A 21,634-nucleotide genomic window follows, 5' to 3' on the forward strand; every position below is an offset into this window, starting at 1 on the left:
TCAGTTGACCGTGACCTGACCAAGGGCCGCTTTCGCTTCGCGGGCCTGATGCTGCGGCGCGTAAACCTGAGTGAAACGCACCGGCGGCAGGTTGAACTGGCCCTTCTGCGAGAACCGAACCAGATGGCGCAGACGCAATTCACCGCTCAGTGCATCCACCGGAACCGCGTAGGCCAGTTGGCCCGGTTCGAACCGCGCCTTCTCCAGCGCGGTCGGCTCGGTGCCGTCCTTGCCCTGCAACTTGATGCCCCACGTGGTGCGCTCGACATCGGCGCCCGGCGGCAACGGCACTTCGAGCATGCCGTAGCGCAACGGTTTTGGTGCCTTGCTGGTGAGGATCACCTCGTCCAGATACAGACTGTCGCTCGACAACGGCTTGCTGCCGACCGGCTCCAGTTTGAAAGTGAAGGCTTCGTCACCCGGTACCAGACGCGACAGGCGACGAGTGATGGTCACCGCCATCGGATCGACCGCCGGTTGTTGAGTCTGGAAGCTCAGCGCGGCACGCAATGGACGCTCCTGAGTGCCCGATACCGACAACACGCTCGGCACCGGCGCAGCACCCTGCCACGTCCAGAACATCTCGCCGGTCGCGCCATAGTTTTTCTTCCAGCCTTCGCCCGGTGCCAGCGCGATGGTCGGCGATGCCTGGGCGATGCTGCGTTGCAGCCAGGTCAGCGCCAGCGCACGTTCGAGGGTCGATTGCTGCGGCAACAGGCGTTGCAGCAGCGCGTTCGCACGAGCCTGATCGAACGGTTGCAGCGAAAGGTTCAGCGCCTCGGCAAACGGCTGCGAGCTGACGGACAAGCGCTGTTGCGCAGCGCCCAGCTGACGATTGAATGCATCCGGCAAAGCAACTTTCGACTGGGTCGCCAACGATGCGGCCAAGACCCGCGCCGCCGCCAGACCGAGCGTCGAATCCGGATCGCCCATCACCAGACTGTCTTCGCCGTCGTCCATCAGGGTTTCGGCATTGCCTTCCCCGGCCTTGGCCAGATCCTCCAGCAAACCGCTGAGCAGCGTGTTGACCGGCAGATGCATCTGCTTGGCGAACGACAGAATCAGCGCCCGTTGCAGCAACGGCGTGTTCGGCGCCTTCTTGGCATAAACCTCCAGCACCCGCTGCCAGTGCTCCGGCGGCAGGGTCAGCTCCAGCACCTGGCTGGCGTTCCAGTCGGCGTAATAGGCGTAAGCGGTGAGGAACGCATCCGGCTCGCCATCGAAGCCCCACCAGGTGAAGCTCGCCGACGGGCCGGCCATTTGCACCAGGCGCAGACGGCTGTTCTGCATGATCAGGCGCAAGCGTTCGCGGATCTGCGGGCTCGACGCCAGCGACGGATAAGCGATGCTCAGCGGCAGCAAGCGGCTGGCGGTCTGTTCTACGCCGCCGTACGGATAGCTGAGCAGATCATCGAGGGCCGAACGGAACAGCGCTTGCGGGCTGTCATCCAGACGCAGGCGAATGTCGGTGGCGTCCGCCGGCAGGCTCAACGGCGTATCGCCGCTGGCCACGTCGAGACTCTGGGTCTGCGTCACTTGCCAGCCTTCGCCGGTGGCGGTCAGGCGTACCGCGAGGGCGTCGGCGGTCTTGCCGTCCTGCACCAGTTCGGCGGTCCATTCGCCGGAGACCAATGCGAAGGCCGGTAGCGGCAAGTAGTTGATGCCGTTATTGAGGGTCACCGGCAGACGCTGTTCGGCGCCGGCGTAGTGCGTCACCAATTCAGCCTTGACCGGTTTCTCGGCCTGGCTAAAGGCGAACACACCGAGTTGCGGCTGATCGCCCTTGCGGAATTTGCTCGGCCCGCTCCACTTCAGGTACAGCGGTTTTTCCGAACGGACGAACTGCTTCTTTTGCCCGACCTGACCGTCATCGGCAATCGCCCGCGCAGTGATGCGCCAGCGGGTCAGCGAGTCCGGCATCTTGAAGGTGAAGCGAGTCTTGCCGTCGGCATCGGTCAGCAATTCCGGTTGCCATGCAGCGGTGTCGATATCTTCGCGACGCGGCCGCTCCAGCACTTTCACCCCACGCTCGCTGCGGTTGGCTTTGCCCGGTGCGCCAGGGCTGCCCGGCAACGCCACGTCGTAGCTGATGAACGACAGGCTCGCACTGGTGCGCACGTTGTTGCGGCGCGGGTGGTAGAAGAACTGGTCGATGGTCGGCGCGACTTCCGGTTGCAACGCATAGACCATTTCATCAACCACGCTGACCGTCAGGTGCGCCGGCACTGCCTTGCCAGCGAATTGCGTGTTCAGATCGACCGTCACGGTATCGCCCGGCTGATAGGTGTCTTTGTCGGTCTTGATCGCCACGTCGATCTGCGGCGCAACAACCTTGATCCCGGCATTCTGGAAGCTGTACTGACCGCCCTTGGTGTAGAGCACCGAGAACGTCAGGTTCGGCGCGAAGTTTTCCTTCACCGGGATGCGTGCGCGGTATTGGGTGTCGCTGAGTTTTTCCAGTTTCAGCCAGTCGCCGCCCTTGGCCAGCAGCGCGGTGGCTTCGACCTTGTCGCGCTCCAGCGACAGCAGTGCATCGCTGACTGGCTCCGGGAATGTGATCAGCGCCAGCGCTTCGTCGCCGGCCTTGTATTCGGGTTTGTCGAGGACGATTTCCACAGTGCCCGGCACAGCCTTGACGCCATCGCCGGTGACCGAATGACCGGTCGCACCCAGCACTCGGCCGTGCTGATCTTTCAGCGACAGGTTGTAGGTGCCCGGACGCTCGAAGGCCACGCTGAAGCCTTTGGCTTTCGCTGCCAGTTTGCCTTCGCCGGTGGTCTGGTCTTCCAGACGCACCCAGCTGTAGCTGCTCGGCACCACGGCCTGCGCCTGTTGGCTGCCGCCCTCGTTGGCGTAGCTGAACGCGACCTTGTCACCCACCGCGCTGAAGCGCTGCGGCGCAGTCAGACGGAAGCTGGCAGCACCGCGGTCGATGAGGATTTCTTTGGTGGTCTTGACCCGGTACGCCGCGCCATCGCTGGCGAACACGGTGAGCATGTAGCGGCTCGGTTTGTCGGCGGCCGGCAGGTCAAGGGTTGCATTGCCCTTGCTGTCGGTGGTCAGTTCGGTGCTGGTCAGCTCCACCGGGAATTGACCGAGGTATTGCAGCTCGTTGTCGACCATCGACAGTTGCTGAGCGCGCAGGCTCAGGGTCAGTTTGGCGTTGGCCACCGGTTTGCCGTCCGGATAGAGCAGCACCAGGCTGCCTTTCACCGGTTCGCCGGTGCGGTAATCCTGCTTGGCCAGGTTCAGCGAGATTTCGAAATGCGGCTTGATGTACTCGGCTACACGGAACGCGCTGCTGTAGACCTGATCCTTGTAGTTGAAACGCAGCTCGTAACCACCGGCCACGGCGTTGTCCGGCAACTGGAAACGGCCCTGGGTACCGGCCTTGGAGTCGAGTTTCAGATCGAGCCGCTGCAATTCGGTGCCAGTGGCATCGAGCACGCTGACATTGACGTCCGCCGCCCCCGGCAATACCGAGTCCCGCGCATTCTTGAATTCGCGGCCGACGATTTTCAGCGACACCCAATCGCCCGGGCGATACAACGGCCGGTCGGTGAACGCGTAAAGTTTGGTGTCGTAGATTTCGCTGTCGTAATAGAAGTTTTCCGAGACGAATACGCCGCCCTCTTCGTCCTCGCCGATCACGAACGAACGCTCGGGACTGACGTGTTTCAGGCGCAGCAGACCATCGGTGTCGGTGGCGCCGCTGCTCATCACGCCGAGGCCGTCGGTCCACAGCACATTGACCTTCGGCACCGAGCTGCCTTCGTATTTGCGCGCGGCCCACACCAGCAATTCATCACCGGCAATCTTGCTCACCGCCACGGTGTTGGAAACGAAAACCATGGTGGTCGCGCGGTACTTGCCGATCAGCGCTTCGACCAGATACAGGCCCGGTTTCAGATTGCCCAACGGGATGTAGACGTTGCCCGGCGCGACGCTGACGAACTCGCTGGAAGACCCGGCCAGATTGACGCCGGTCGGCGGCTGGATCGGTTTGGCCTGCCACAGCGGATAGCGGAACTGGCTGACCACCGGCAGGCCCGGAATCAGGGCGAATTGCGGTTGCGCGTCATAAGGCGTAGGCGCGGCGATGGCATTGCCCATCTTCAGCTCCGGCACTTCCTCGGTGACTTGCTGACGCGACTCGTAGGAGAACGCACGCTGCATCACCCGACGGGACTTGCGGTACCAGTTGTCCCACAGGTACGCGAGAGTGTTAGACAGGCCTTCGCCCTTGAACTGGCCGTCACTGACCACACGGTGCAGGTTTTTCTGGCGCTTGAGGAAGTCCAGCGGCTTGTCGATCTTGTACACGCGGATGTCGGCGCCGCCGTAGGGTTCCATGCGGAATCGACGGTAGTCGCGACCCGGCGCTTCGAGGCGCACCACTGCCTGTTCGTCGGCGGCGAAACTGCTGTCGGCCAGCAGGAAAAAGCTCTCACCGGAGACCGGCGTATAGCCGCTCGGCTCCACGGTATCTTCAGCATTCACAGCCGAAAACGGCAGGACTGACAGCAACAGAAAAGGCAGTAAACGCAGCATGCGGGCACCGGTCATTGGGAGAGAAAGTTCAGTCGATAGACGCCGATGAAGTTGGGGTTGGCTGCGTCGGGTATCCATCGGGTGTCCTTCCATGTCATGAGTTGCTGCAGGCTTGCCGAACGCATGCCGTTGTCGGTTGGGGTGGTCGTGCCGGTGTGATAGGCGATGTAGCGGCCCATCCAGATCATCAGGTGCTGGTCGTCGCCCTGATCGAAAAACATCAGATCGCCGGGGCGTGCCTGGGACACGTCGCGGCCGATCAGATGGCTGTTGAACTGAATCAGTTTGATCGCGTTGACGTAGGGCCCGACCTTGCCGCCACCCTGCTGCCATTGCTGGGCGAGCTTGCGCTGATCGGCGCTCAGGTCCAGCTCCGGCGGCAGGTAGCGGTTGGACACGCCATTGCTGCGCAGCCATTTGTCGTCGTGGACTTTCAGCGCTTCGTTGGCGGCGAAACGCACCAGCCCCGCGCAATCCTGCTGATACCAGCGCGGGCTCGGGCCTTTGCTCAACTGTTCCTGAGCGATGCGCACGAACCAGGCGCGAAAGACCTGGGATTGCGCAGGATCGAGGGCCGGCGCCTCAGCGGCTCGGGCACCGGCGCTGAGCAACAGCACCAGAAGGCCAAGGCTGCGAATCAAACCAGTCACAGCGCTTTCCACTCCAGCGGCAGCCATTGCCAGTGACCGTCAGGCTCGCTGCCTTCCGGCAAGGTCAGGGCGTATTTGCCCATGCCGCCGAGGGTGCGCAGTTTCGGGATCAGGTAGGTTTGTGCGGCGTTGTAGAACACCGGCTCCATGTCCTGCGGCAGGCTGTCGAGGGTTTCCTGCTGGATCAGTTGCGCCATTGAGTCCGGGCCGAAGTAGATCGGCATCAGCACGTCTTTGGGCAGCACGTCGGCCATCGGCGGGAAGCGTTTGTCGAGGGTGCCGAGGGCCTTGTCGACCAGTTTGTCGTCGAGGGAAAACAGCAGCGTCGAACCGTGGCGCGCCAGGCTGACTTTCATGAACGCACGGCCGGTGATCGCGTCCGGGTTCTCGGCATCCTTGGCCGCGTACGGGCCGAAGTTGGAGCTGACCTGACGTTGCCAGAGGTGGCTCTGGCCTTCCTGTTTTTCCACCACGGGGAACGCGTGCTCGTCGACCTTGCCTTCGTAAGCGCCGACCATCGAATCGAACAGAGTGCCGATATCAGCGTCGAGCTTGCCGTTGTCTTCGTCGTTCAGACTGGCCACCAGCAAGGGCGTGTACAGCCGCGAATCGGCGTACCAGCACAGGCCCGCCGCGCCGGCCACGTGCTCGGTGAGTTTCTGCGCTACCGCTTCTTCGGCGCCGAGTTTCACCAGCAACGGTTTTTGCGGCTCGGCTGCGACCGGCAGCGTCACGCAGGCACTGGCGCCCAGCGGCATGGCTTGCCAGACCGGTTTGAAATCGAAGTCCGGCTGGTTCTCCAGCTCATCCATGGCGAGATAGCTGTGCCAGCCCTTGTCGTCCATGTCGAAACGCAGGCCGGCGAAATTCGGGATGAAGCGTTGATAACCCATGGCCAGGACGCTGGAATTGACCGACAGGCGCTGCTTGGTTTCCGGCGTCTTGGCCGGCAACCCGAACGCTTCGGGGAACAGTTTTTCGCCATTGAGCAACGCCGCCAGCGCCTGCGGCGAAACATGGCCGGACTCCTCGGAAGCACCACTTTCCGGGTCGTAGAATTTGGCCGGATTGGACAGCACCACCAGTTTGTCGCCACGGGAGGCGAACAGCAGGGATTTGCCGGCGTTGTAGGTCAGTTGATACAGCGGCACTTCGTCGCCGCCGACTTTCAGGGTGCTGAGCACGCTCAGTTGCGAATCATCCAGGGCGACTTTCGCCAGCGGCTCCAGCACCTTGGCCAGACCGCCGCGATCCATCACCAGCAGGAAATCTTTCAGCCGACCATCGGCACCGCGCCACAACGCTACGTCTGCCGGTTGATCGAAGAGCTGCTCGATCAGGCTGTCCTGCAGCTTCAGGTCATGCTCGTAGATGATCCGCCGCAGACTGCCGATCAGCCCGAGGCGGTCGGCGTGGGTTTCGTAATAGAAGACGAAATCCTCGGTCAGCGTGGCCTTGAGGAACGGCACCGTCAGCAGGTCCTTGGGCAACTGGCTCAGGGAGCGGGTTTCCAGCAGCGCGTCCGGGCGGCTCAGGCCGAGCTTGTCACTGGCCAACTCCGCTGGTGGTGCCTTGGGTTTGTGCATCAGCCAGCCGAGCCCGCCCGCCACGCCGGCCACCAGGCACAGCCCGACCGCCAGCAACGGCCAGCGCCGGGAAGGTTTGGCGACGGGCGCGTCGGTAGCCGGGTTCGCAGTGTTATCGCTCATCTTCTCGCTCATGTTCCCAAAGCTCGGCAGTTCATCCGTGGTGCGGGATGCTTAATAGTTGAAAGTCTTGACCAGCAGCAGATCACCGATGGCCCGCAGGGGCACGATGAACGTTTCGCGTTTTTCGTCGACGGTGTTTTCGTTGAGCACCAGCGTGATCTGCGAGGTGATGACCTCGTTCTGGTTGCTGGTCTCCTCGAAGTTATAGCCGCCGTTACCGAAGTTGCCCCAATAGTTGACGTAAACCAGATAGGTGCCGTGCAGCGGCGCGGTCATGGTGAACATTTCCGGGCCGGGGCCGTCGACACCGTCCGGATCGAGGCCGCCGCCGTTGCTCATCGCCGGCCGCGCCCAGAAGGCGTGCTGGCCGTCAGGCGTAATGACGTGCAGGTCGAGTTCGGCTTTAGGGTCGTCCCAACCGAGCACCACGCGGATCCGCGCCGGCGTGCGCAAATTGTTGGCTTCGTAGAATTGAACGCGCTTGAGCGACTGGCCGTCGGCGCTGATCACTTCGACGCTGTTGGAGCCGGCGCCGAACGCATACGGCCGGGCGAAACGCCCATCGTCGTCGGTGTACAGATTCAGTGGATTGCCATTCACCGCCAGGCTGTGGGGCGGGCGCAGATGCCCGATCGCCTTGAGCTGGCCCTGAATCATCGTGCGATTGCGCTGGATGCCGCGATCGATGGGCGGCGTGGGATAGGCGACCTGCGGGTTTTCCGTGCGATCGAGCAGCCCGTGATAGCGCCAGCCGCCCACCGGCTCCGACAGCTCCGCGCTCGGCGCCGCCAGCAGCGCGGGCGCGCAGGCCAGGCCGATCAGCAGCAAAAGAAGTGAACGCATGTGATGCCTCCTGCCATGCCTGAACGAAACCTTGCACCCGATCCTCGGCGCTTCACAGTGGGCGATACTGCGTTTCGTCTGAAAGACCCGTGACTGTCGGGTCGTAGAAGGCGCGAAGGTTAGCGATTCGGCAGTTTTTTAACAATCGGATACATCTTGAAATGCGGTAGTAATCACGGCGACTAGTGGACGATGAGCCGAATAGGCGTCATATTCGGCTCACGAAATGAGCCGAATAGCACTTCTATTCGGCTCACGCACTCAGGAATGGCATTTCATGGCAACTCACTGGATCTGGCAGCAACCCGATTGGCCCGACTTCAACTGGCAGGCAGAGCATCTCACTGCGCTGTTGCGCGAATGCGTTCAGGCGCAGGGACAATTGATGGGCATGGCGGGATCAGTGGGCAATTCACTGAGCGCTCAAACTGAGCTGGACGCGTTGCTGCAGAACATCGTGACCTCCTCGGCCATCGAGGGGGAGCAGTTGAATATTGAATCCGTGCGTTCTTCATTGGCACGACGTCTGGGGCTGGAATCACCGGATGGCGACAACGTCAGCAAGCGCAGCGAGGGGCTGGCGCAACTGATGCTCGATGCCACTCAACGTTTTGCCGAACCGCTGACGCTGGAACGATTGCTGGAATGGCACTCATGGCTGTTTCCAGAACAGGAGAGTGGTTTCCTTTCGCGAGCAATCAATGTAGGCGCATTACGCGGCGATGAGCCGATGCAGGTGGTTTCCGGGCGAATCGACCGCCCGACCGTGCACTTCGAGGCGCCACCGCGACAAGGGCTTGAGCGACAACTCGACAGTTTTCTCAAATGGTTCGACGCCAGTCAGCATCAGGCAGGCCTCGATCCTTTACTGCGAGCCGGTATCGCACACTTCTGGTTCGTCACCTTGCACCCATTCGACGACGGCAATGGGCGCCTGACTCGCACCCTCACCGATCTGGCATTGGCTCAAGGCGAAGCGCAGGCCATTCGTTTTTATGCGATGTCCGCCAGCATTCTCGACGACCGCGCGGGCTATTACCGGATTCTCGAATCGAGCCAGAAAGCCACGCTGGACATCACAGACTGGCTCGCATGGTTCCTGCAAACCCTGCTGCGCAGTCTGCAACAGGCCATCGCGCGGATTGAAAGTGTGTTGGGAAAATCACGCTTCTGGCAGGCGCACCGGGAATCCGGGCTGTCGGCGGAGCAGATCAAAGTGCTCAATCGTTTGCTCGACGGTGGTGAGCGCGGTTTCGAGCACGGTATCAGCGCAGCGCAGTATCAGTCGGAAACAAAACTGTCCAAGGCCACAGCAACCAGGCATTTGGCTGAATTGGTCAAGAAAAAATGTTTGAAACGGACAGCCGCAGGAGGGCGGAGCAGTCGCTACCAAATCAACTCTCCAGACTGAGTGCGCTGCCAAGCATTATCCAGTTTCAATTCAAGATTTCGACTGGAGCTCAATGTCATCTCATGGTCAACTACGGCCAGAAAATCCGTCGGCAAGGACGGGAAAAATAGAGGTACTCCTGTGAAGCTGCGCAAACTGAAACTAAAGGATTTCCGTCGATTTGAAGACATTGAAATCGACTTCCATCCTGAGCTGACGGTCATTGCCGCACGTAACGGGCAGGGTAAAACCACAATACTTGAAGCCATTGCCACCGCGCTGGGGCCATTTGTCGGCGCATTCGATATGGGCAAATCCAAGCACATTGAGCGAACCGATGCTCGTTACGTTCGTCTCGGCAACAGCTTCGAAAACGAACAGAGATTTCCAGTCATCATTGATGCTGTCCTCGATGATCCCGCCATCCAATGGCAACGAGCACTGCATGGCCCCAAAAGCCGTACGACTACAAAAGAAGCCACCTCACTGGCCAACTGGGGCAAAAACCTTCAAGAGTTAGCACGAACCAAGGCTGCAACTGCTTTGCCGCTAATCAGCTATTACCCAGCTGGACGCCTTTGGATCACACACAACAACAGCTCACGAAAAGCGGTGGTTAGTGCCAGTAGAACCATGGGGTATGAAGACTGCCTGTCTTCTGCATCAAATTTTGTGCAAATGCAGCAATGGATGCGGAAGGCGACAATGGCCTTGCTTCAACAACAAGAGTTGCCGGGTTACGAGCAATCGGATCTGAAGCCAAGAATCACCGGCATTCAAAATGCAGTAAATCTGGTTCTGGAGAATGAAGGCTGGAGTAACTTTCACTACAGCCTTGGCTATGAAGATCTCGCAATGTCTCATCCTGATCATGGGCTTCTGCCAATCAGCCTGCTGAGTGATGGCGTTCGAGCGATGATTTCATTGACTGCCGACATGGCATTTCGCTGCGCGCGCCTGAATGGTCAGTTTGAGGATCAAGCCCCATTGCTCACAGAAGGTATTGTTCTGATCGACGAGGTCGATTTGCATCTACATCCTGCCTGGCAACAACAGGTCCTGGCAGCACTTCGCAAAGCGTTCCCGAAAATTCAGTTCATCGTTAGCACACATAGTCCTCAGGTCTTGACGACGGCGAATCGTGAGCAGATCCGTGTCATTCACAAGGACGAGCAAGGCTGGGTTTCAGAACAACCGGCTATGAGTCCCTTGGCACAGGAATCCGGAGATGCGTTGGCGGGCGTCATGAATGTCAACACCCGCCCTCCGATGGCGATCGTTGAAACTGCCCACGCGTACGAACAATTGTTCCGGGATGGTGCCGGTAACAGCCCAAAAGCTACCCAGTTGAAACAGGAACTGGATAACGCTGGTTACGAAATCTCCGAGGCTGACATGACGCTCTGGACGTTCCTCGCGGCGCAGGTCAGGAAGACGCGTAATGATTGAGTTGACTCACAACCCCGCTCCCCCAAAAGCACTGCTGGATTTCAACGAAACTTATCCCGGCGCGGGACCAGATGATTTTGATGGAGAGGCTTTCCGCCCGGTGAAAAAAATCGTGAAGGCGAGCCTCCATAATGATCAAGGTGGACTTTGCGTTTACTGTGAAATGCCGCTGCAACCCGACACAGGTCAAATTGACCACATCAAGCCCAAGCGCGGTAGTGATGGCCACCCTCACTTGACCTTCTCTTACACCAACTATGCACACGGGTGTATCCGGTCAGACGGATGTGGCCAGCGAAAAGGAGATCGGCTTCTCCCGATTGAGCCTGCTCCCGGTTGCAATGAGCAGTTCTCTTTATCGTCAGATGGTTCACTGGAACCCATGCCCGATCTCAACAGGAGAAATAGGCATTTGGTTCGTCAAACGCGAGATATGCTTGGGCTCCATAGTGCAGCACTCATTCGAGAACGGGAAAAGTGGATAAAAGCGTTCGTCAGCTTGCTCAAAGAACACCCGCAATTGGCGAGAGACTTTCTGAAACAAGCCCCTTTCCGTCATATTTTGCTCAGGTTAATCAGCTAGCGCCTTCGCCATTTCAAGGCTTTGACCCGCCCCGCTCATTTGCCCATACCCCCCCTATCTGCTAGTGTCGCGCCGGTTTAACGTCAACCGGAATTAGCCGCCATGGCCCGCAAAAAAGCTGCACTGGATTTCGAACAGTCCCTCGCCGACCTGCAAACGCTGGTGGAGCGTCTGGAGAACGGTGAATTGTCGCTGGAAGACTCGTTGACCGCTTTCGAGCAGGGCATCGGCCTGACCCGTGACTGCCAGGCGGCGCTGGCCCAGGCCGAGCAGAAGGTCCAGGTGTTGCTGGAGCGCGATGGCGAACTCGCCGAGGAACCCTTCGACGCGGATCAGCCAGAATGATTGCAGCGTATTCGGCCACCAGCCAGGCACGGGTCAATGCGGCACTGGAAACCCTGTTCAACGCTCCGCTGCCAGAACTGGCGCGGCTTTACGAAGCCATGCGCTACAGCGTGATGAACGGCGGCAAACGCGTGCGCCCGCTGCTGGCCTACGCCGCATGCGAAGCCCTTGGCGGCAAGGCCGAACAGGCCAACGGCGCAGCGTGTGCGGTTGAGCTGATCCACGCGTATTCGCTGGTGCACGACGATTTGCCGGCGATGGACGACGACGATCTGCGTCGCGGCCAGCCGACGACTCACAAGAAATTCGACGAAGCCTGCGCAATCCTCGCCGGCGACGGCTTGCAGAGCCTGGCGTTCAGTGCCCTGCTCGACCCGCGCCTGAGCGACCTGAGCGCGGACATCCGCCTGCAGCAGGTCACAGCACTGGCGCACGCGGCGGGCCCGGCTGGCATGGTCGGCGGTCAGGCCATCGACCTCGGTTCGGTCGGCCTCAAGCTTGATCAGAAAGCGCTGGAACAGATGCACCGACACAAGACCGGCGCGCTGATCGAAGTCAGCGTCAGGCTCGGCGCCCTGGCCAGCGGCTCTGCCGAGAAGGATGAACTCAAGTCCCTGCAGACTTATGCACAGGCCATCGGCCTGGCATTCCAGGTCCAGGACGACATTCTCGACGTCGAAAGCGATACCGAAACCCTCGGCAAACGCCAGGGCGCCGACATCGCCCGCGACAAGCCGACCTACCCGGCACTGCTCGGTCTGGACGCCGCCAAGGCCTATGCGCTGGAACTGCGCGATCAGGCCCTGCACGCGCTGCGACCGTTTGACGCGGCTGCCGAGCCGTTGCGCGATCTGGCCCGGTATATCGTCGACCGGCGCAACTGAAGGCTTATCTGCCAAAAAAGACCAACGCGTGGGCAGGGGGCGATGCATCAGGTAAACTGCCGCATCTTTTATACCTATAACGATTCGCCTGATGCCCACGACGTTTCATGAGATTCCCCGCAAGCGCCCGACCACGCCCCTGCTCGACCGCGCTAACACGCCGGACGGCCTGCGCCGGTTAGGCGAAGCCGAGCTGGAAACCCTGGCTGATGAGTTGCGCCTGGAATTGCTCTACACGGTCGGCCAGACCGGTGGGCACTTCGGTGCCGGCCTGGGCGTCATCGAGCTGACCATCGCGTTGCATTACGTCTTCGACACCCCGGACGACCGGTTGGTGTGGGACGTCGGTCATCAGGCCTATCCGCACAAGATCCTCACCGGTCGTCGCGAGCGCATGGAAACGCTGCGCCAGAAGGACGGCATCGCCGCCTTCCCGCGCCGTTCCGAGAGCGAGTACGACACCTTCGGCGTCGGCCACTCCAGCACCTCGATCAGTGCCGCGCTGGGCATGGCCATCGCCGCCCGCCTGCAGAACAGCGATCGCAAGGCGATTGCGGTGATCGGCGACGGCGCCCTGACCGCCGGCATGGCCTTCGAGGCGCTGAACCACGCGCCGGAAGTCGACGCCAACATGCTGGTGATCCTCAACGACAACGACATGTCGATCTCGCGCAACGTCGGCGGTCTGTCGAACTATCTGGCGAAGATCCTTTCCAGCCGCACTTACGCGAGCATGCGTGAGGGCAGCAAGAAAGTGCTGTCGCGCCTGCCCGGTGCCTGGGAAATCGCCCGTCGTACCGAAGAGTACGCAAAAGGCATGCTGGTCCCCGGCACCCTGTTCGAAGAATTGGGCTGGAACTACATCGGCCCGATCGACGGCCACGACCTGCCGACCCTGATCGCCACCCTGCGCAACATGCGCGATCTGAAAGGCCCGCAGTTCCTGCATATCGTCACCAAGAAAGGCAAAGGCTTCGCACCGGCGGAAGTCGACCCGATCGGTTACCACGCCATCACCAAACTCGAACCGCTGGACGCCCCTGCCGCTGCGCCGAAAAAGGCCGGCGGGCCGAAGTATTCCGGCGTGTTCGGTGAGTGGCTGTGCGACATGGCCGCTGCCGACCCGCGTCTGGTGGGCATCACCCCGGCGATGAAGGAAGGCTCGGATCTGGTGGCGTTCAGCGAACGCTTCCCGCTGCGCTACTTCGACGTGGCGATTGCCGAGCAACACGCCGTGACCCTCGCCGCCGGCATGGCCTGCGAAGGCGCGAAACCGGTGGTGGCGATCTACTCGACATTCCTGCAACGCGGTTATGACCAGTTGGTGCATGACGTCGCGGTGCAGAACCTCGACGTGCTGTTCGCCATCGACCGCGCCGGTCTGGTGGGCGAAGACGGCCCGACCCACGCCGGCAGTTTCGACCTGTCGTTCCTGCGCTGCATCCCGGGCATGGTGATCATGACCCCGAGCGATGAAAATGAACTCCGCAAGATGCTCACCACCGGCCACCTGTACAACGGCCCGGCGGCGGTGCGTTACCCGCGCGGCACCGGCCCGAACGCGACCATCGAGAAAGACCTCGAACCGATCGAGATCGGTAAGGGCGTGGTGCGTCGTCAGGGCAGCAAGGTCGCCCTGCTGGTGTTCGGCGTGCAAATGGCCGAAGCCCTGAAAGTCGCCGAGACGCTGGACGCGACCGTGGTCGACATGCGTTTCGTCAAACCGATGGACGAAGCGCTGGTACGCGAGATCGCCAACAGCCACGACCTGCTGGTGACCATCGAAGAGAACGCGATCATGGGCGGCGCCGGTGGCGCGGTCAGCGAATTCCTCGCCCGCGAGAACATCCTCAAGTCGGTGCTGCACCTGGGCTTGCCGGACGTTTACGTCGAGCACGCCAAACCGGCGCAGATGCTGGCCGAGTGCGGACTGGATGAAGTGGGGATCGAAGCGGCGGTGCGGGAGCGCCTGGAACTGCTCAACAAGTAATCACCATCCCTGTGGGAGCGGGCTTGCCCGCGATGAGGTCGGCACAGTCAACATTGATGTTGGATGTACCGACGCCATCGCGGGCAAGCCCGCTCCCACAGTGTTTTGTGCCGCTGGAAATCTAGTGCCACCAGAAATACCAACGGAATACCGATGAACCTCTCGCGCCTCGCCCTGCCCCTCCTGCTGCTGCCCTCCGCCAACGCCCTCGCTGACAATTTCGAACGCGACCAGGCCCTGAAGCTGCCGGACGTGCTGATCAGCGCCAACCGTCAGGTCGAAGCGCGCAACGACAGCAGCGCCGCCAACACCGTGTTCACCCGCGAAGACATCGAGCGTCTGCAACCGCGCAGCGTCACCGATCTGCTGCAACGGGTACCGGGCGTGCAAGTGACGCAAACCGGCGGACGCGGGAGTCTTCCGGGTATTTACATCCGCGGCACGCAATCGGCGCAAAGCCTGGTGCTGGTCGATGGCCAGCGCATCGGCAACTCCACTTCCGGCGACAGCAATCTGCAACACCTCAACATCGAGCAGATCGAGCGGGTCGAAGTTTTGCGCGGTTCGCGTTCGGTGATCTACGGCAGCGATGCGATTGGCGGGGTGATTCAGATCTTCACCCGGCGCGGCGGCGAACAAGGCTTGCAGCCCCGGGTGCATGTCGGATTCGGCAGCAATCAGACCTGGGAGCGCAGTGTCGGCCTGTCCGGAGGTGATGAGGAAACACGTTTCAACCTCGGCGCCAGCCTCGATGAAACCGCCGGCCTCGACCGCACCCACGAATCCTATCCCAGCGACAGTGACCACGACGCCTATCGCAATAAGTCCATCAGCCTGAGTCTCAGCCACGCGCTGACCGATGACATCGAAGTCGGCGCCAACCTGCTCGATAACCGTGGCAAAAGCGAGTTCGACAACCCGTTCGGCCGCTTCGACCCGGTGACTTTCGACTCCCTCCAGCAGCAGCCCTACAGCGATTTCACCGTCAGCAGTTTCAGCAGCTACATCGACGCGCGAATCAACGAGCGCTGGAAGTCGCGCCTGGAACTCGGCCATAGCGAAAACCGCGAGAAGTCCTTCGACAAGCTCAGCGACGAACGCTCGGTGTTCAACACCTACCGTGATTCGGTGACCTGGCAGAACGATCTGACCCTCGATGCGCGCAACAGCCTGATCCTTGGCGGCGACTGGTACGAAGACCGCATCAACAGCAGCACCGCGTTCGACGAAGACAGCCGCTGGAACCGCGCCGCGTTCATCCAGCATCGCTTCCAGGCCGACAGTTTCTCCACCGAACTGGGCCTGCGTCGTGATGACAACCAGCAGTTCGGCGGCCAGAACAGCTGGAGCGGCACGCTGACCTTGCCGGTCAACCCGGACAACGATCTGCTGCTCAGCTACAGCGAAGGCTTCCGCGCGCCGACCTTCAACGATCTGTATTACCCGGACTTCAGCAACCCCGACCTGAAACCGGAAACCTCGAAAAGCTACGAGCTGCAATGGCGCAGCCAGTTGAGCGACAGCACTCGCCTCGAAGCCTCGCTGTACCGGACCGATCTGGAAGACGCGATCATCTTCGGCAGCAACTCACGCCCGGAAAACGTCGCCTCGGCGCGGATCAACGGCTTCGAAGCAGCGCTGAAACAGGAGCTGTTCGGCTGGCAGAGCAACCTCGGCGTGGCGATCATCGATCCCCGTGACCGCGACACCGGCCACACGTTGGCACGGCGTGCACGGCGGACATTGAGCTGGGATCTGGATCGACAGTTCGATCGCCTTGGCCTCGGCGCCAGTTGGCAGGCCGTGAGCAGCAGCTATGACGACCTGAACAATCAGCAGCCGCTTGGCGGTTATGCACTGCTCGGACTGCGCAGCAGCTGGGCGTTGAACCGCGAGATCAAGCTGGATTTCAAGATCGACAACCTGCTGGACAAGGGTTACAGCCGGGCGCTGTACAGCCATGACGGCAGTCAGTATGACTATCGCGAGGAAGGTCGGGCGTTCATGTTCGGCGTGACCTGGACACCGCAGCTCTAACGATCTGGCGCGATCAGGTGGCAGAGTTTGGCGGTCGCCTCGATCATCTGCCCGCTCGGGCGCTCCAGACCTTTGTCGGTGACCAGCAGTAATTGCCGATGCTTCACCGCTGTGACCTGCGGCCAGGCGTTCCACGCATCGAGTTGCGGCTGATCGCCGGCGAGAATCACTTCGGGATCACGCTGTAAAACCGCCTCGATGCTCACCTGCGGCGCGGGCAGGCTCAAATCGGCAAACACATTGCGCGCGCCGCACACTTCAAGCGCATCGCTGATGATCTGCCCGCCGCCGACGGTGTACAGCGGCGCGTCCCAGACCTGATAGAACACCCGCAGCGGCGTTTCCCGTCGGTAGCGCTGGCGCAGCTCATCGAGGTTTTGTCGCAACTCACTAGCTCGTTCGATCCCACGCTCAGGACGACCGAGCTGTATCGCGATGGCTTCAATCTGCGCAGTCAGCTGTTCGAGACTGTGAGGCTCGGCAACGAACGTCGGGATGTTCAGGCGCTTGAGCTGATCACGTTGAGCCGGGCCGACACTGCCGGGCCACAACAGCAACAAGTCAGGTTTGAGGCTGAGCAGCCGCTCCATGTCAAGCTGGCCATAACGGCCTACCGAAGGCACGTCCTTGATCGCGGATGGCCGCTCACCGCCATCCAGCACCCCGACCAACAGGTCGGCCGAATCCAGTTCGACAACGATTTCAGACAGGGATGGCGCGAGGCTGACCACCCGCAGGGCGGCCAGCGTTTCACCGCTGACGGCCAGCAGCAGAACCGCCAGCCAGAGACGCCGCATCAGGCGAGTTGACGCGGGATACGGTAGAGGTAGAACAGCACCGCCGTGGACAGCGCCAGCAACATCAGCGGCACCGCTTCAAGGCCGACGAACACCGCCAGCGCGCCGATCCATGCCGGCAGCGCCGCGACCACGAATGCACTGCGAAGGCAGGCCGCCAGGGCGATCCAGGCAGCGGGTTCTTCAGGGGTATCGAGGGCTTTTTGCGTGGCGATCAGCGCATGTTTGTAGCGCCCGAAAAACTTCAGGCTGACAAACATCGACGCCACGCCAGCGATAAACAAAGGCATCGCCAAGACCGGCAGAATCGCCTCGCCCTGGCCGAACACTCCGTTGATCACGAACAGCGGCAACAGCGCCAGCGCCAGGTATTTCCACCAGGCGATCGACAGACGGCGCCGCACTTGCCCGCGGGTCACGCCCGGTCTACCTCGCCCTGATGCTCGTTGCCCATCATGTGGTCGAGCTTGCTGGCCTTGGTCGCCAGATAGAGTTTGTTGTGCGGATTGTGGCCGGTGTGCAGCGGCACGCGCTCGGCGACGACGATGCCCATGTCGGTCAAGGCTTTGACCTTGCGCGGGTTGTTGGTCATCAGACGCAGGGATTTGACGCCCAGATGCTCGAGCATCGGCAGGCACATGGCGTAGTCACGCTGGTCGGCGGCAAAGCCCAGACGCTCGTTGGCTTCAACGGTGTCGGCGCCGCCGTCCTGCAATTCGTAGGCACGGATCTTGTTCAAAAGACCGATGCCGCGCCCTTCCTGACGCAGGTACAGCAACACGCCACGGCCTTCGCGAGCGATGGCCTTGAGGGCGCCTTCGAGTTGCGAACCGCAGTCGCAACGCTGGCTGAACAAGGCATCGCCGGTCAGGCATTCGGAGTGCAGACGGCCGAGTACCGGGGCACCGTCGGCAATCTCGCCCAGGCTCAGCACGACGTGCTCGCGGCCGGTGGCTTCGTCGAGAAAACCGTGCATGGTGAATTGCGCAAAAGGCGTTGGCAGCTTGGAAGCGGCGACAAAAACGACAGGCACCGGTGTGCTCCTGATCTGAAAAGTCCGAGATTCGCTGGGCGGCATTGTAACAGCAGGTTCCCAGAGGCGCTTAGGCTGAATTATCGGGGATAACTATCAAAAAGTTTGATGACAGGCTCGTCGCTATCGCCTTTACTCGAACGGATACGGCTGCTTCCAGCGCTCGAAGATCGGCTTCAACTCGCCGCTCTTCACCAGTTGCTCCATGCGCTGGTCATAGATCGACATCAGCGCCCGGCCTTGCGGGGTGTCGGCGAAGCCGAGGTACAGCGGCAATTCCGCCAGATGCGAATAACGATATTGCGACGGATCGGCGGCGTTTCTCACCACTGCTTCGATTTCCGTCAGCGCATCGATGTAGTAATCCGCCCGCCCCTGCTTGAGCATCGACAGGATGCCGGTGCGGCGCTCGATCTGGTTGAAGCGTTTGACGTTCGGCAGGTAGGTTTCGTAGCGATAGCCGCGCACCCAGGCCAATCGATACTTGCCCAGCGTCGCCTGGGTCGGCGATGGGTTGCTGGCAAGACCCAGCGCGTAGATGTGGTCGGAATCGAAATTCCATTTCGGGTACAGCACCTGCTCGGCTTCACCGCGATAGGAGCCGACCAGTGCGTCAGCTTCCTTCAGTTGCACCAGACCCACCGAGCGGGTGTAGGGCACGGTGCGAATATCCAGGGTCACGCCGGCCGGCTCGAACACTTTGCGCAACACGTCCCAGCCCAGGCCATGGCCATCGGCGGCGGTGTAGTCTTCCCAATCTTCACTGGCCAGGTGAATGACCGACGGCGGTGCGTCCTGTGCCTGGGCCACGGCGCCAAGCAAGGTCAAAACCACTATCGCCAACAAGCGTCGAGTCATCCCTGTGCCCCTCATCCACGCCTGGAAATCAGGCGAAAACCCACACCAGTCCCTGCATCGCCAGCCAGGCGAACACGCCGGCCAGCACGTCGTCGAGCATGATGCCGACGCCGCCGTGAACATGCCGGTCGATCCAGCGGATCGGCCACGGCTTGAGAATGTCGAAGAAGCGGAACACGAGGAACCCGGCCAGCAACCAGTACCAGCCTTCCGGCACCAGCCACAGGGTGATCCACATCCCGACCATTTCGTCCCAGACGATGCCTTCGTGGTCGTGCACCCGCAGATCGTCGGCCACTTTGCCGCACAGCCAGAAGCCGAACAGCATGGTGATCCCGAGCATCAGCCAGTACCCCCAGTCCGGCAGCATCTGCCACAACGGAATAAAGGGTAGTGCAACTAACGAGCCCCAAGTGCCCGGCGCCTTGGGCAAGGTGCCCGAGCCGAAACCGAACGCGAGGAAATGCCAGGGATTGCGCCAGACCGACGGCGGAACGAATTCGGCCGGAACCTGTTTCGGGTGATCTGTCACGGTGACTCCTGAAAATGTTGATAACCCCGGATTTGCGGGGTGATGTCCTGCCCGTCGCGATCCAGCAGCACTACGCCCTGCCCTTGCGTCACGCGGCCGATCACATGGATCGTCCAGCCATCGGCGAGCAGCGCCGGCAACTCGACGGATGGCAAGGTGAAGGCCAGCACGTAGTCATCGCCACCGCTCAACGCCGCACGTTCGGCGCCGCGCTGACCGAGAAACGCCACCAGCGCCTCCGACAACGGAACGCGCTCGCGCTCGACTTCGAGGCGGACCTTCGAGGCCAGTGCGATGTGACCGCAATCGGCGAGCAGCCCATCGGAGATGTCCAGCGCCGAGGTGGCCTTGCCACGCAGGGCCTGACCGAGGGCGAGTTGCGGTTGCGGCGACCAGTAATGATCGAGCAGCGGCTGAGCGATGTGTGGTTCGGCGTCACGCTGACCCAGCACCAGCGGCAAGGCCCCGGCTGCATTGCCCAGTTCGCCGCCGACACACAGCAGATCGCCCGGCTGCGCGCCGCTGCGGGTCAGCGCTTTGCCGGCCGGGACGCGACCGAAAACGGTGACGGTCAGGCTCAACGGCCCGCGAGTCGTGTCGCCGCCGACCAGTGCCACGCCGCAGCCCTGCGCCATGCGGTTCAAACCGCGGGCATAGGCTTGCAGCCAATCGGCAGTCACCGTCGGCAGAGTCAGGGCAAGGGTAAAGGCGACGGGCGTGGCGCCCATGGCAGCGAGGTCGCTGACCGCCACGGCCAGCGAGCGCTGACCGAGCAGAAACGGATCGCAGGGATCGGCGAAATGTACGCCGGCCACCAGCGTATCGGTGGAAACCGCCAGCTGTTCCCCGGAAGGAACCGCCAGCAAGGCGCAGTCATCGCCGATCCCCAGTGCAACGCCTTCGCCGCCCTGCGCACAAGGCGCGGCGGCAAAGAAATTGCGGATCAGCTCAAACTCGCCCATGCCGAGAAAAAGTATTCAAGCGCGGATCAGCGCTTGAACGCCTTCACTTCAGCTTCACGCAGGCGCGGAGCCAGCTTGTCGAGCACGCCGTTGACGAACTTGTGGCCGTCGGTCGAACCGAACACCTTGGCCAGTTCGATACCTTCGTTGATCACAACGCGATACGGCACGTCGACGCGCTTGAGCAGTTCCCAGGTGGACAGGCGCAGAACCGCCAGTTCAACCGGATCCAGCTCTTCGATCGCCAGGTCCAGGCAAGGCGTGAGCGCGTTGTCGATTTCGGTCTTGAACTGCGGAACCCCGTGGAGGATTTCGCGGAAGTAAGCACCGTCGACATCGGTGAAATCGTTATCGACCCGGAACTGCGCTTCGATCTCGTTCAACGACTGCCGAGCCATGTGCCACTGATACAGGGCCTGGGTCGCGAGCTGACGGGCTTCGCGACGCTTGGCGCTTTTCGATGGCTTGCCGGCATCCGCAGGTTTCGGATCGCGCGGGTTGAAACGATCGCTTTCGTCGCTAATCACTTGGCCTCCAACTGCGCCAGCAGGCTGACCATTTCCAGAGCGGACAGGGCAGCTTCAGCACCTTTGTTGCCGGCCTTGGTGCCGGAACGTTCGATGGCTTGCTCGATGGAATCAACGGTCAGGACGCCGAAAGCGACCGGTACGCCGAACTCCATGGACACCTGGGCCAGGCCCTTGGTGCACTCGCCAGCCACGTATTCGAAGTGCGGAGTGCCGCCACGAATGACCGCGCCCAGGGCGATGATTGCTGCGAACTCGCCTTTCTGGGCGACTTTCTGCGCAACCAGCGGGATTTCGAAGGCGCCAGGTGCGCGGATGATGGTGATGTCGCTTTCGCTCACGCCGTGGCGAACCAGGGCATCAACTGCACCGCTGACCAGGCTTTCAACCACGAAGCTGTTGAAGCGGCCCACTACCAAAGCGTAGCGGCCTTTAGGGGCGATGAAGGTACCTTCGATGGTCTTCAGGGTCATTCGTCAGATCTCTTAAAGAGC

At 61.4% G+C, this 21,634-nt stretch carries 19 protein-coding genes; 7 read left to right on the plus strand and 12 right to left on the minus strand.

Annotated elements, in window-relative coordinates; all coding sequences use genetic code 11:
• From QRN46_RS24700 to QRN46_RS24715, 4 genes are read right to left on the minus strand one after another with little or no spacing between them, the layout of a single operon-like run.
• Entirely contained in the window at window positions 1–4,566 is a 4,566-nt protein-coding gene (locus QRN46_RS24700; protein WP_285357869.1) for an alpha-2-macroglobulin family protein, read from the minus strand.
• On the minus strand, window positions 4,563–5,228 hold the full coding sequence (locus tag QRN46_RS24705) for a DUF1175 domain-containing protein (protein WP_285357871.1): 666 nt from the start codon (window positions 5,226–5,228) through the stop codon (window positions 4,563–4,565). Before QRN46_RS24705 ends, QRN46_RS24700 begins: the two co-directional genes overlap by 4 nt.
• Window positions 5,198–6,910: a DUF2138 domain-containing protein gene (locus QRN46_RS24710; protein ID WP_201818771.1), complete on the minus strand. Its 1,713-nt coding sequence runs from the start codon at window positions 6,908–6,910 to the stop codon at window positions 5,198–5,200. Before QRN46_RS24710 ends, QRN46_RS24705 begins: the two co-directional genes overlap by 31 nt.
• A 51-nt stretch (window positions 6,911–6,961) precedes the next feature.
• On the minus strand, window positions 6,962–7,753 hold the full coding sequence (locus QRN46_RS24715; protein ID WP_064599718.1) for a YfaP family protein: 792 nt from the start codon (window positions 7,751–7,753) through the stop codon (window positions 6,962–6,964).
• A 277-nt stretch (window positions 7,754–8,030) separates the two neighbouring features.
• Between QRN46_RS24715 and QRN46_RS24720 the strand changes: the two genes are divergently transcribed.
• From QRN46_RS24720 to QRN46_RS24750, 7 genes are all read left to right on the plus strand, one after another.
• Complete coding sequence (locus QRN46_RS24720; protein WP_201818774.1) at window positions 8,031–9,164, plus strand: Fic family protein; 1,134 nt, start codon at window positions 8,031–8,033, stop codon at window positions 9,162–9,164.
• A 120-nt stretch (window positions 9,165–9,284) separates the two neighbouring features.
• The gene (locus QRN46_RS24725) at window positions 9,285–10,592 is read left to right on the plus strand and encodes an AAA family ATPase (protein WP_064382206.1); all 1,308 of its coding nucleotides are present in this window, start codon (window positions 9,285–9,287) and stop codon (window positions 10,590–10,592) included.
• Window positions 10,585–11,175 (plus strand): retron system putative HNH endonuclease, encoded by a 591-nt coding sequence (locus QRN46_RS24730; RefSeq protein WP_084777013.1) that lies wholly within the window; start codon window positions 10,585–10,587, stop codon window positions 11,173–11,175. The genes QRN46_RS24725 and QRN46_RS24730 overlap by 8 nt, the downstream gene beginning before the upstream one ends.
• A 102-nt stretch (window positions 11,176–11,277) precedes the next feature.
• Window positions 11,278–11,520: an exodeoxyribonuclease VII small subunit gene (locus tag QRN46_RS24735; RefSeq protein WP_007894317.1), complete on the plus strand. Its 243-nt coding sequence runs from the start codon at window positions 11,278–11,280 to the stop codon at window positions 11,518–11,520.
• Window positions 11,517–12,404: a (2E,6E)-farnesyl diphosphate synthase gene (ispA, locus tag QRN46_RS24740; protein ID WP_201818776.1), complete on the plus strand. Its 888-nt coding sequence runs from the start codon at window positions 11,517–11,519 to the stop codon at window positions 12,402–12,404. The genes QRN46_RS24735 and ispA overlap by 4 nt, the downstream gene beginning before the upstream one ends.
• Window positions 12,405–12,495: 91 nt before the next feature.
• Window positions 12,496–14,394 (plus strand): 1-deoxy-D-xylulose-5-phosphate synthase, encoded by a 1,899-nt coding sequence (dxs, locus tag QRN46_RS24745; protein ID WP_064382210.1) that lies wholly within the window; start codon window positions 12,496–12,498, stop codon window positions 14,392–14,394.
• Window positions 14,395–14,547: 153 nt separating this feature from the next.
• Window positions 14,548–16,431 carry a TonB-dependent receptor domain-containing protein gene (locus QRN46_RS24750; protein WP_285357887.1) on the plus strand — a complete coding sequence of 628 codons (1,884 nt, stop codon included), beginning with the start codon at window positions 14,548–14,550 and terminating at the stop codon, window positions 16,429–16,431.
• On the opposite strand, the gene QRN46_RS24755 is transcribed toward QRN46_RS24750, so the two are convergent.
• The 8 genes from QRN46_RS24755 to ribH all read right to left on the minus strand — a co-directional run bounded on the left by QRN46_RS24755 (window position 16,428) and on the right by ribH (window position 21,613).
• The gene (locus tag QRN46_RS24755; protein WP_221615927.1) at window positions 16,428–17,228 is read right to left on the minus strand and encodes a cobalamin-binding protein; all 801 of its coding nucleotides are present in this window, start codon (window positions 17,226–17,228) and stop codon (window positions 16,428–16,430) included. The two genes, QRN46_RS24750 and QRN46_RS24755, sit on opposite strands and share 4 nt — an antisense overlap.
• The gene (locus tag QRN46_RS24760; RefSeq protein ID WP_011336131.1) at window positions 17,228–17,647 is read right to left on the minus strand and encodes a hypothetical protein; all 420 of its coding nucleotides are present in this window, start codon (window positions 17,645–17,647) and stop codon (window positions 17,228–17,230) included. Before QRN46_RS24760 ends, QRN46_RS24755 begins: the two co-directional genes overlap by 1 nt.
• Window positions 17,644–18,261 (minus strand): GTP cyclohydrolase II, encoded by a 618-nt coding sequence (gene ribA, locus QRN46_RS24765; RefSeq protein ID WP_007955551.1) that lies wholly within the window; start codon window positions 18,259–18,261, stop codon window positions 17,644–17,646. Before ribA ends, QRN46_RS24760 begins: the two co-directional genes overlap by 4 nt.
• Before the next feature lie 132 nt (window positions 18,262–18,393).
• The gene (locus QRN46_RS24770; RefSeq protein WP_285357892.1) at window positions 18,394–19,119 is read right to left on the minus strand and encodes a substrate-binding periplasmic protein; all 726 of its coding nucleotides are present in this window, start codon (window positions 19,117–19,119) and stop codon (window positions 18,394–18,396) included.
• A gap of 28 nt (window positions 19,120–19,147) precedes the next feature.
• Complete coding sequence (locus QRN46_RS24775; RefSeq protein ID WP_011336134.1) at window positions 19,148–19,651, minus strand: phosphatidylglycerophosphatase A family protein; 504 nt, start codon at window positions 19,649–19,651, stop codon at window positions 19,148–19,150.
• Window positions 19,648–20,613 (minus strand): thiamine-phosphate kinase, encoded by a 966-nt coding sequence (gene thiL, locus QRN46_RS24780; RefSeq protein ID WP_201819881.1) that lies wholly within the window; start codon window positions 20,611–20,613, stop codon window positions 19,648–19,650. The genes QRN46_RS24775 and thiL overlap by 4 nt, the downstream gene beginning before the upstream one ends.
• Window positions 20,614–20,639: 26 nt before the next feature.
• Window positions 20,640–21,140, minus strand: a complete 501-nt coding sequence (gene nusB, locus QRN46_RS24785; RefSeq protein WP_007955566.1) for a transcription antitermination factor NusB — start codon at window positions 21,138–21,140, stop codon at window positions 20,640–20,642.
• Window positions 21,137–21,613, minus strand: a complete 477-nt coding sequence (gene ribH, locus QRN46_RS24790; protein WP_003228649.1) for a 6,7-dimethyl-8-ribityllumazine synthase — start codon at window positions 21,611–21,613, stop codon at window positions 21,137–21,139. The genes nusB and ribH overlap by 4 nt, the downstream gene beginning before the upstream one ends.
• Between the last annotated feature and the right edge of the window lie 21 nt (window positions 21,614–21,634).

The organism is Pseudomonas sp. lyk4-R2A-10, from assembly GCF_030209075.1.
GTDB classification, from domain to species: domain Bacteria; phylum Pseudomonadota; class Gammaproteobacteria; order Pseudomonadales; family Pseudomonadaceae; genus Aquipseudomonas; species Aquipseudomonas glycinae.

Coding starts and splice junctions, on each gene's coding strand:
- QRN46_RS24720 (WP_201818774.1), top strand. CDS start 8,031: ATGGCAACTCACTGGATCTGGCAGCAACCCGATTGGCCCGACTTCAAC.
- dxs (WP_064382210.1), top strand. CDS start 12,496: ATGCCCACGACGTTTCATGAGATTCCCCGCAAGCGCCCGACCACGCCC.
- QRN46_RS24755 (WP_221615927.1), bottom strand. CDS start 17,228: ATGCGGCGTCTCTGGCTGGCGGTTCTGCTGCTGGCCGTCAGCGGTGAA.
- QRN46_RS24730 (WP_084777013.1), top strand. CDS start 10,585: ATGATTGAGTTGACTCACAACCCCGCTCCCCCAAAAGCACTGCTGGAT.
- QRN46_RS24770 (WP_285357892.1), bottom strand. CDS start 19,119: ATGACTCGACGCTTGTTGGCGATAGTGGTTTTGACCTTGCTTGGCGCC.
- QRN46_RS24710 (WP_201818771.1), bottom strand. CDS start 6,910: ATGAGCGATAACACTGCGAACCCGGCTACCGACGCGCCCGTCGCCAAA.
- QRN46_RS24750 (WP_285357887.1), top strand. CDS start 14,548: ATGAACCTCTCGCGCCTCGCCCTGCCCCTCCTGCTGCTGCCCTCCGCC.
- QRN46_RS24705 (WP_285357871.1), bottom strand. CDS start 5,228: ATGGCTGCCGCTGGAGTGGAAAGCGCTGTGACTGGTTTGATTCGCAGC.
- QRN46_RS24735 (WP_007894317.1), top strand. CDS start 11,278: ATGGCCCGCAAAAAAGCTGCACTGGATTTCGAACAGTCCCTCGCCGAC.
- QRN46_RS24700 (WP_285357869.1), bottom strand. CDS start 4,566: ATGACCGGTGCCCGCATGCTGCGTTTACTGCCTTTTCTGTTGCTGTCA.
- ispA (WP_201818776.1), top strand. CDS start 11,517: ATGATTGCAGCGTATTCGGCCACCAGCCAGGCACGGGTCAATGCGGCA.
- ribH (WP_003228649.1), bottom strand. CDS start 21,613: ATGACCCTGAAGACCATCGAAGGTACCTTCATCGCCCCTAAAGGCCGC.
- QRN46_RS24715 (WP_064599718.1), bottom strand. CDS start 7,753: ATGCGTTCACTTCTTTTGCTGCTGATCGGCCTGGCCTGCGCGCCCGCG.
- thiL (WP_201819881.1), bottom strand. CDS start 20,613: ATGGGCGAGTTTGAGCTGATCCGCAATTTCTTTGCCGCCGCGCCTTGT.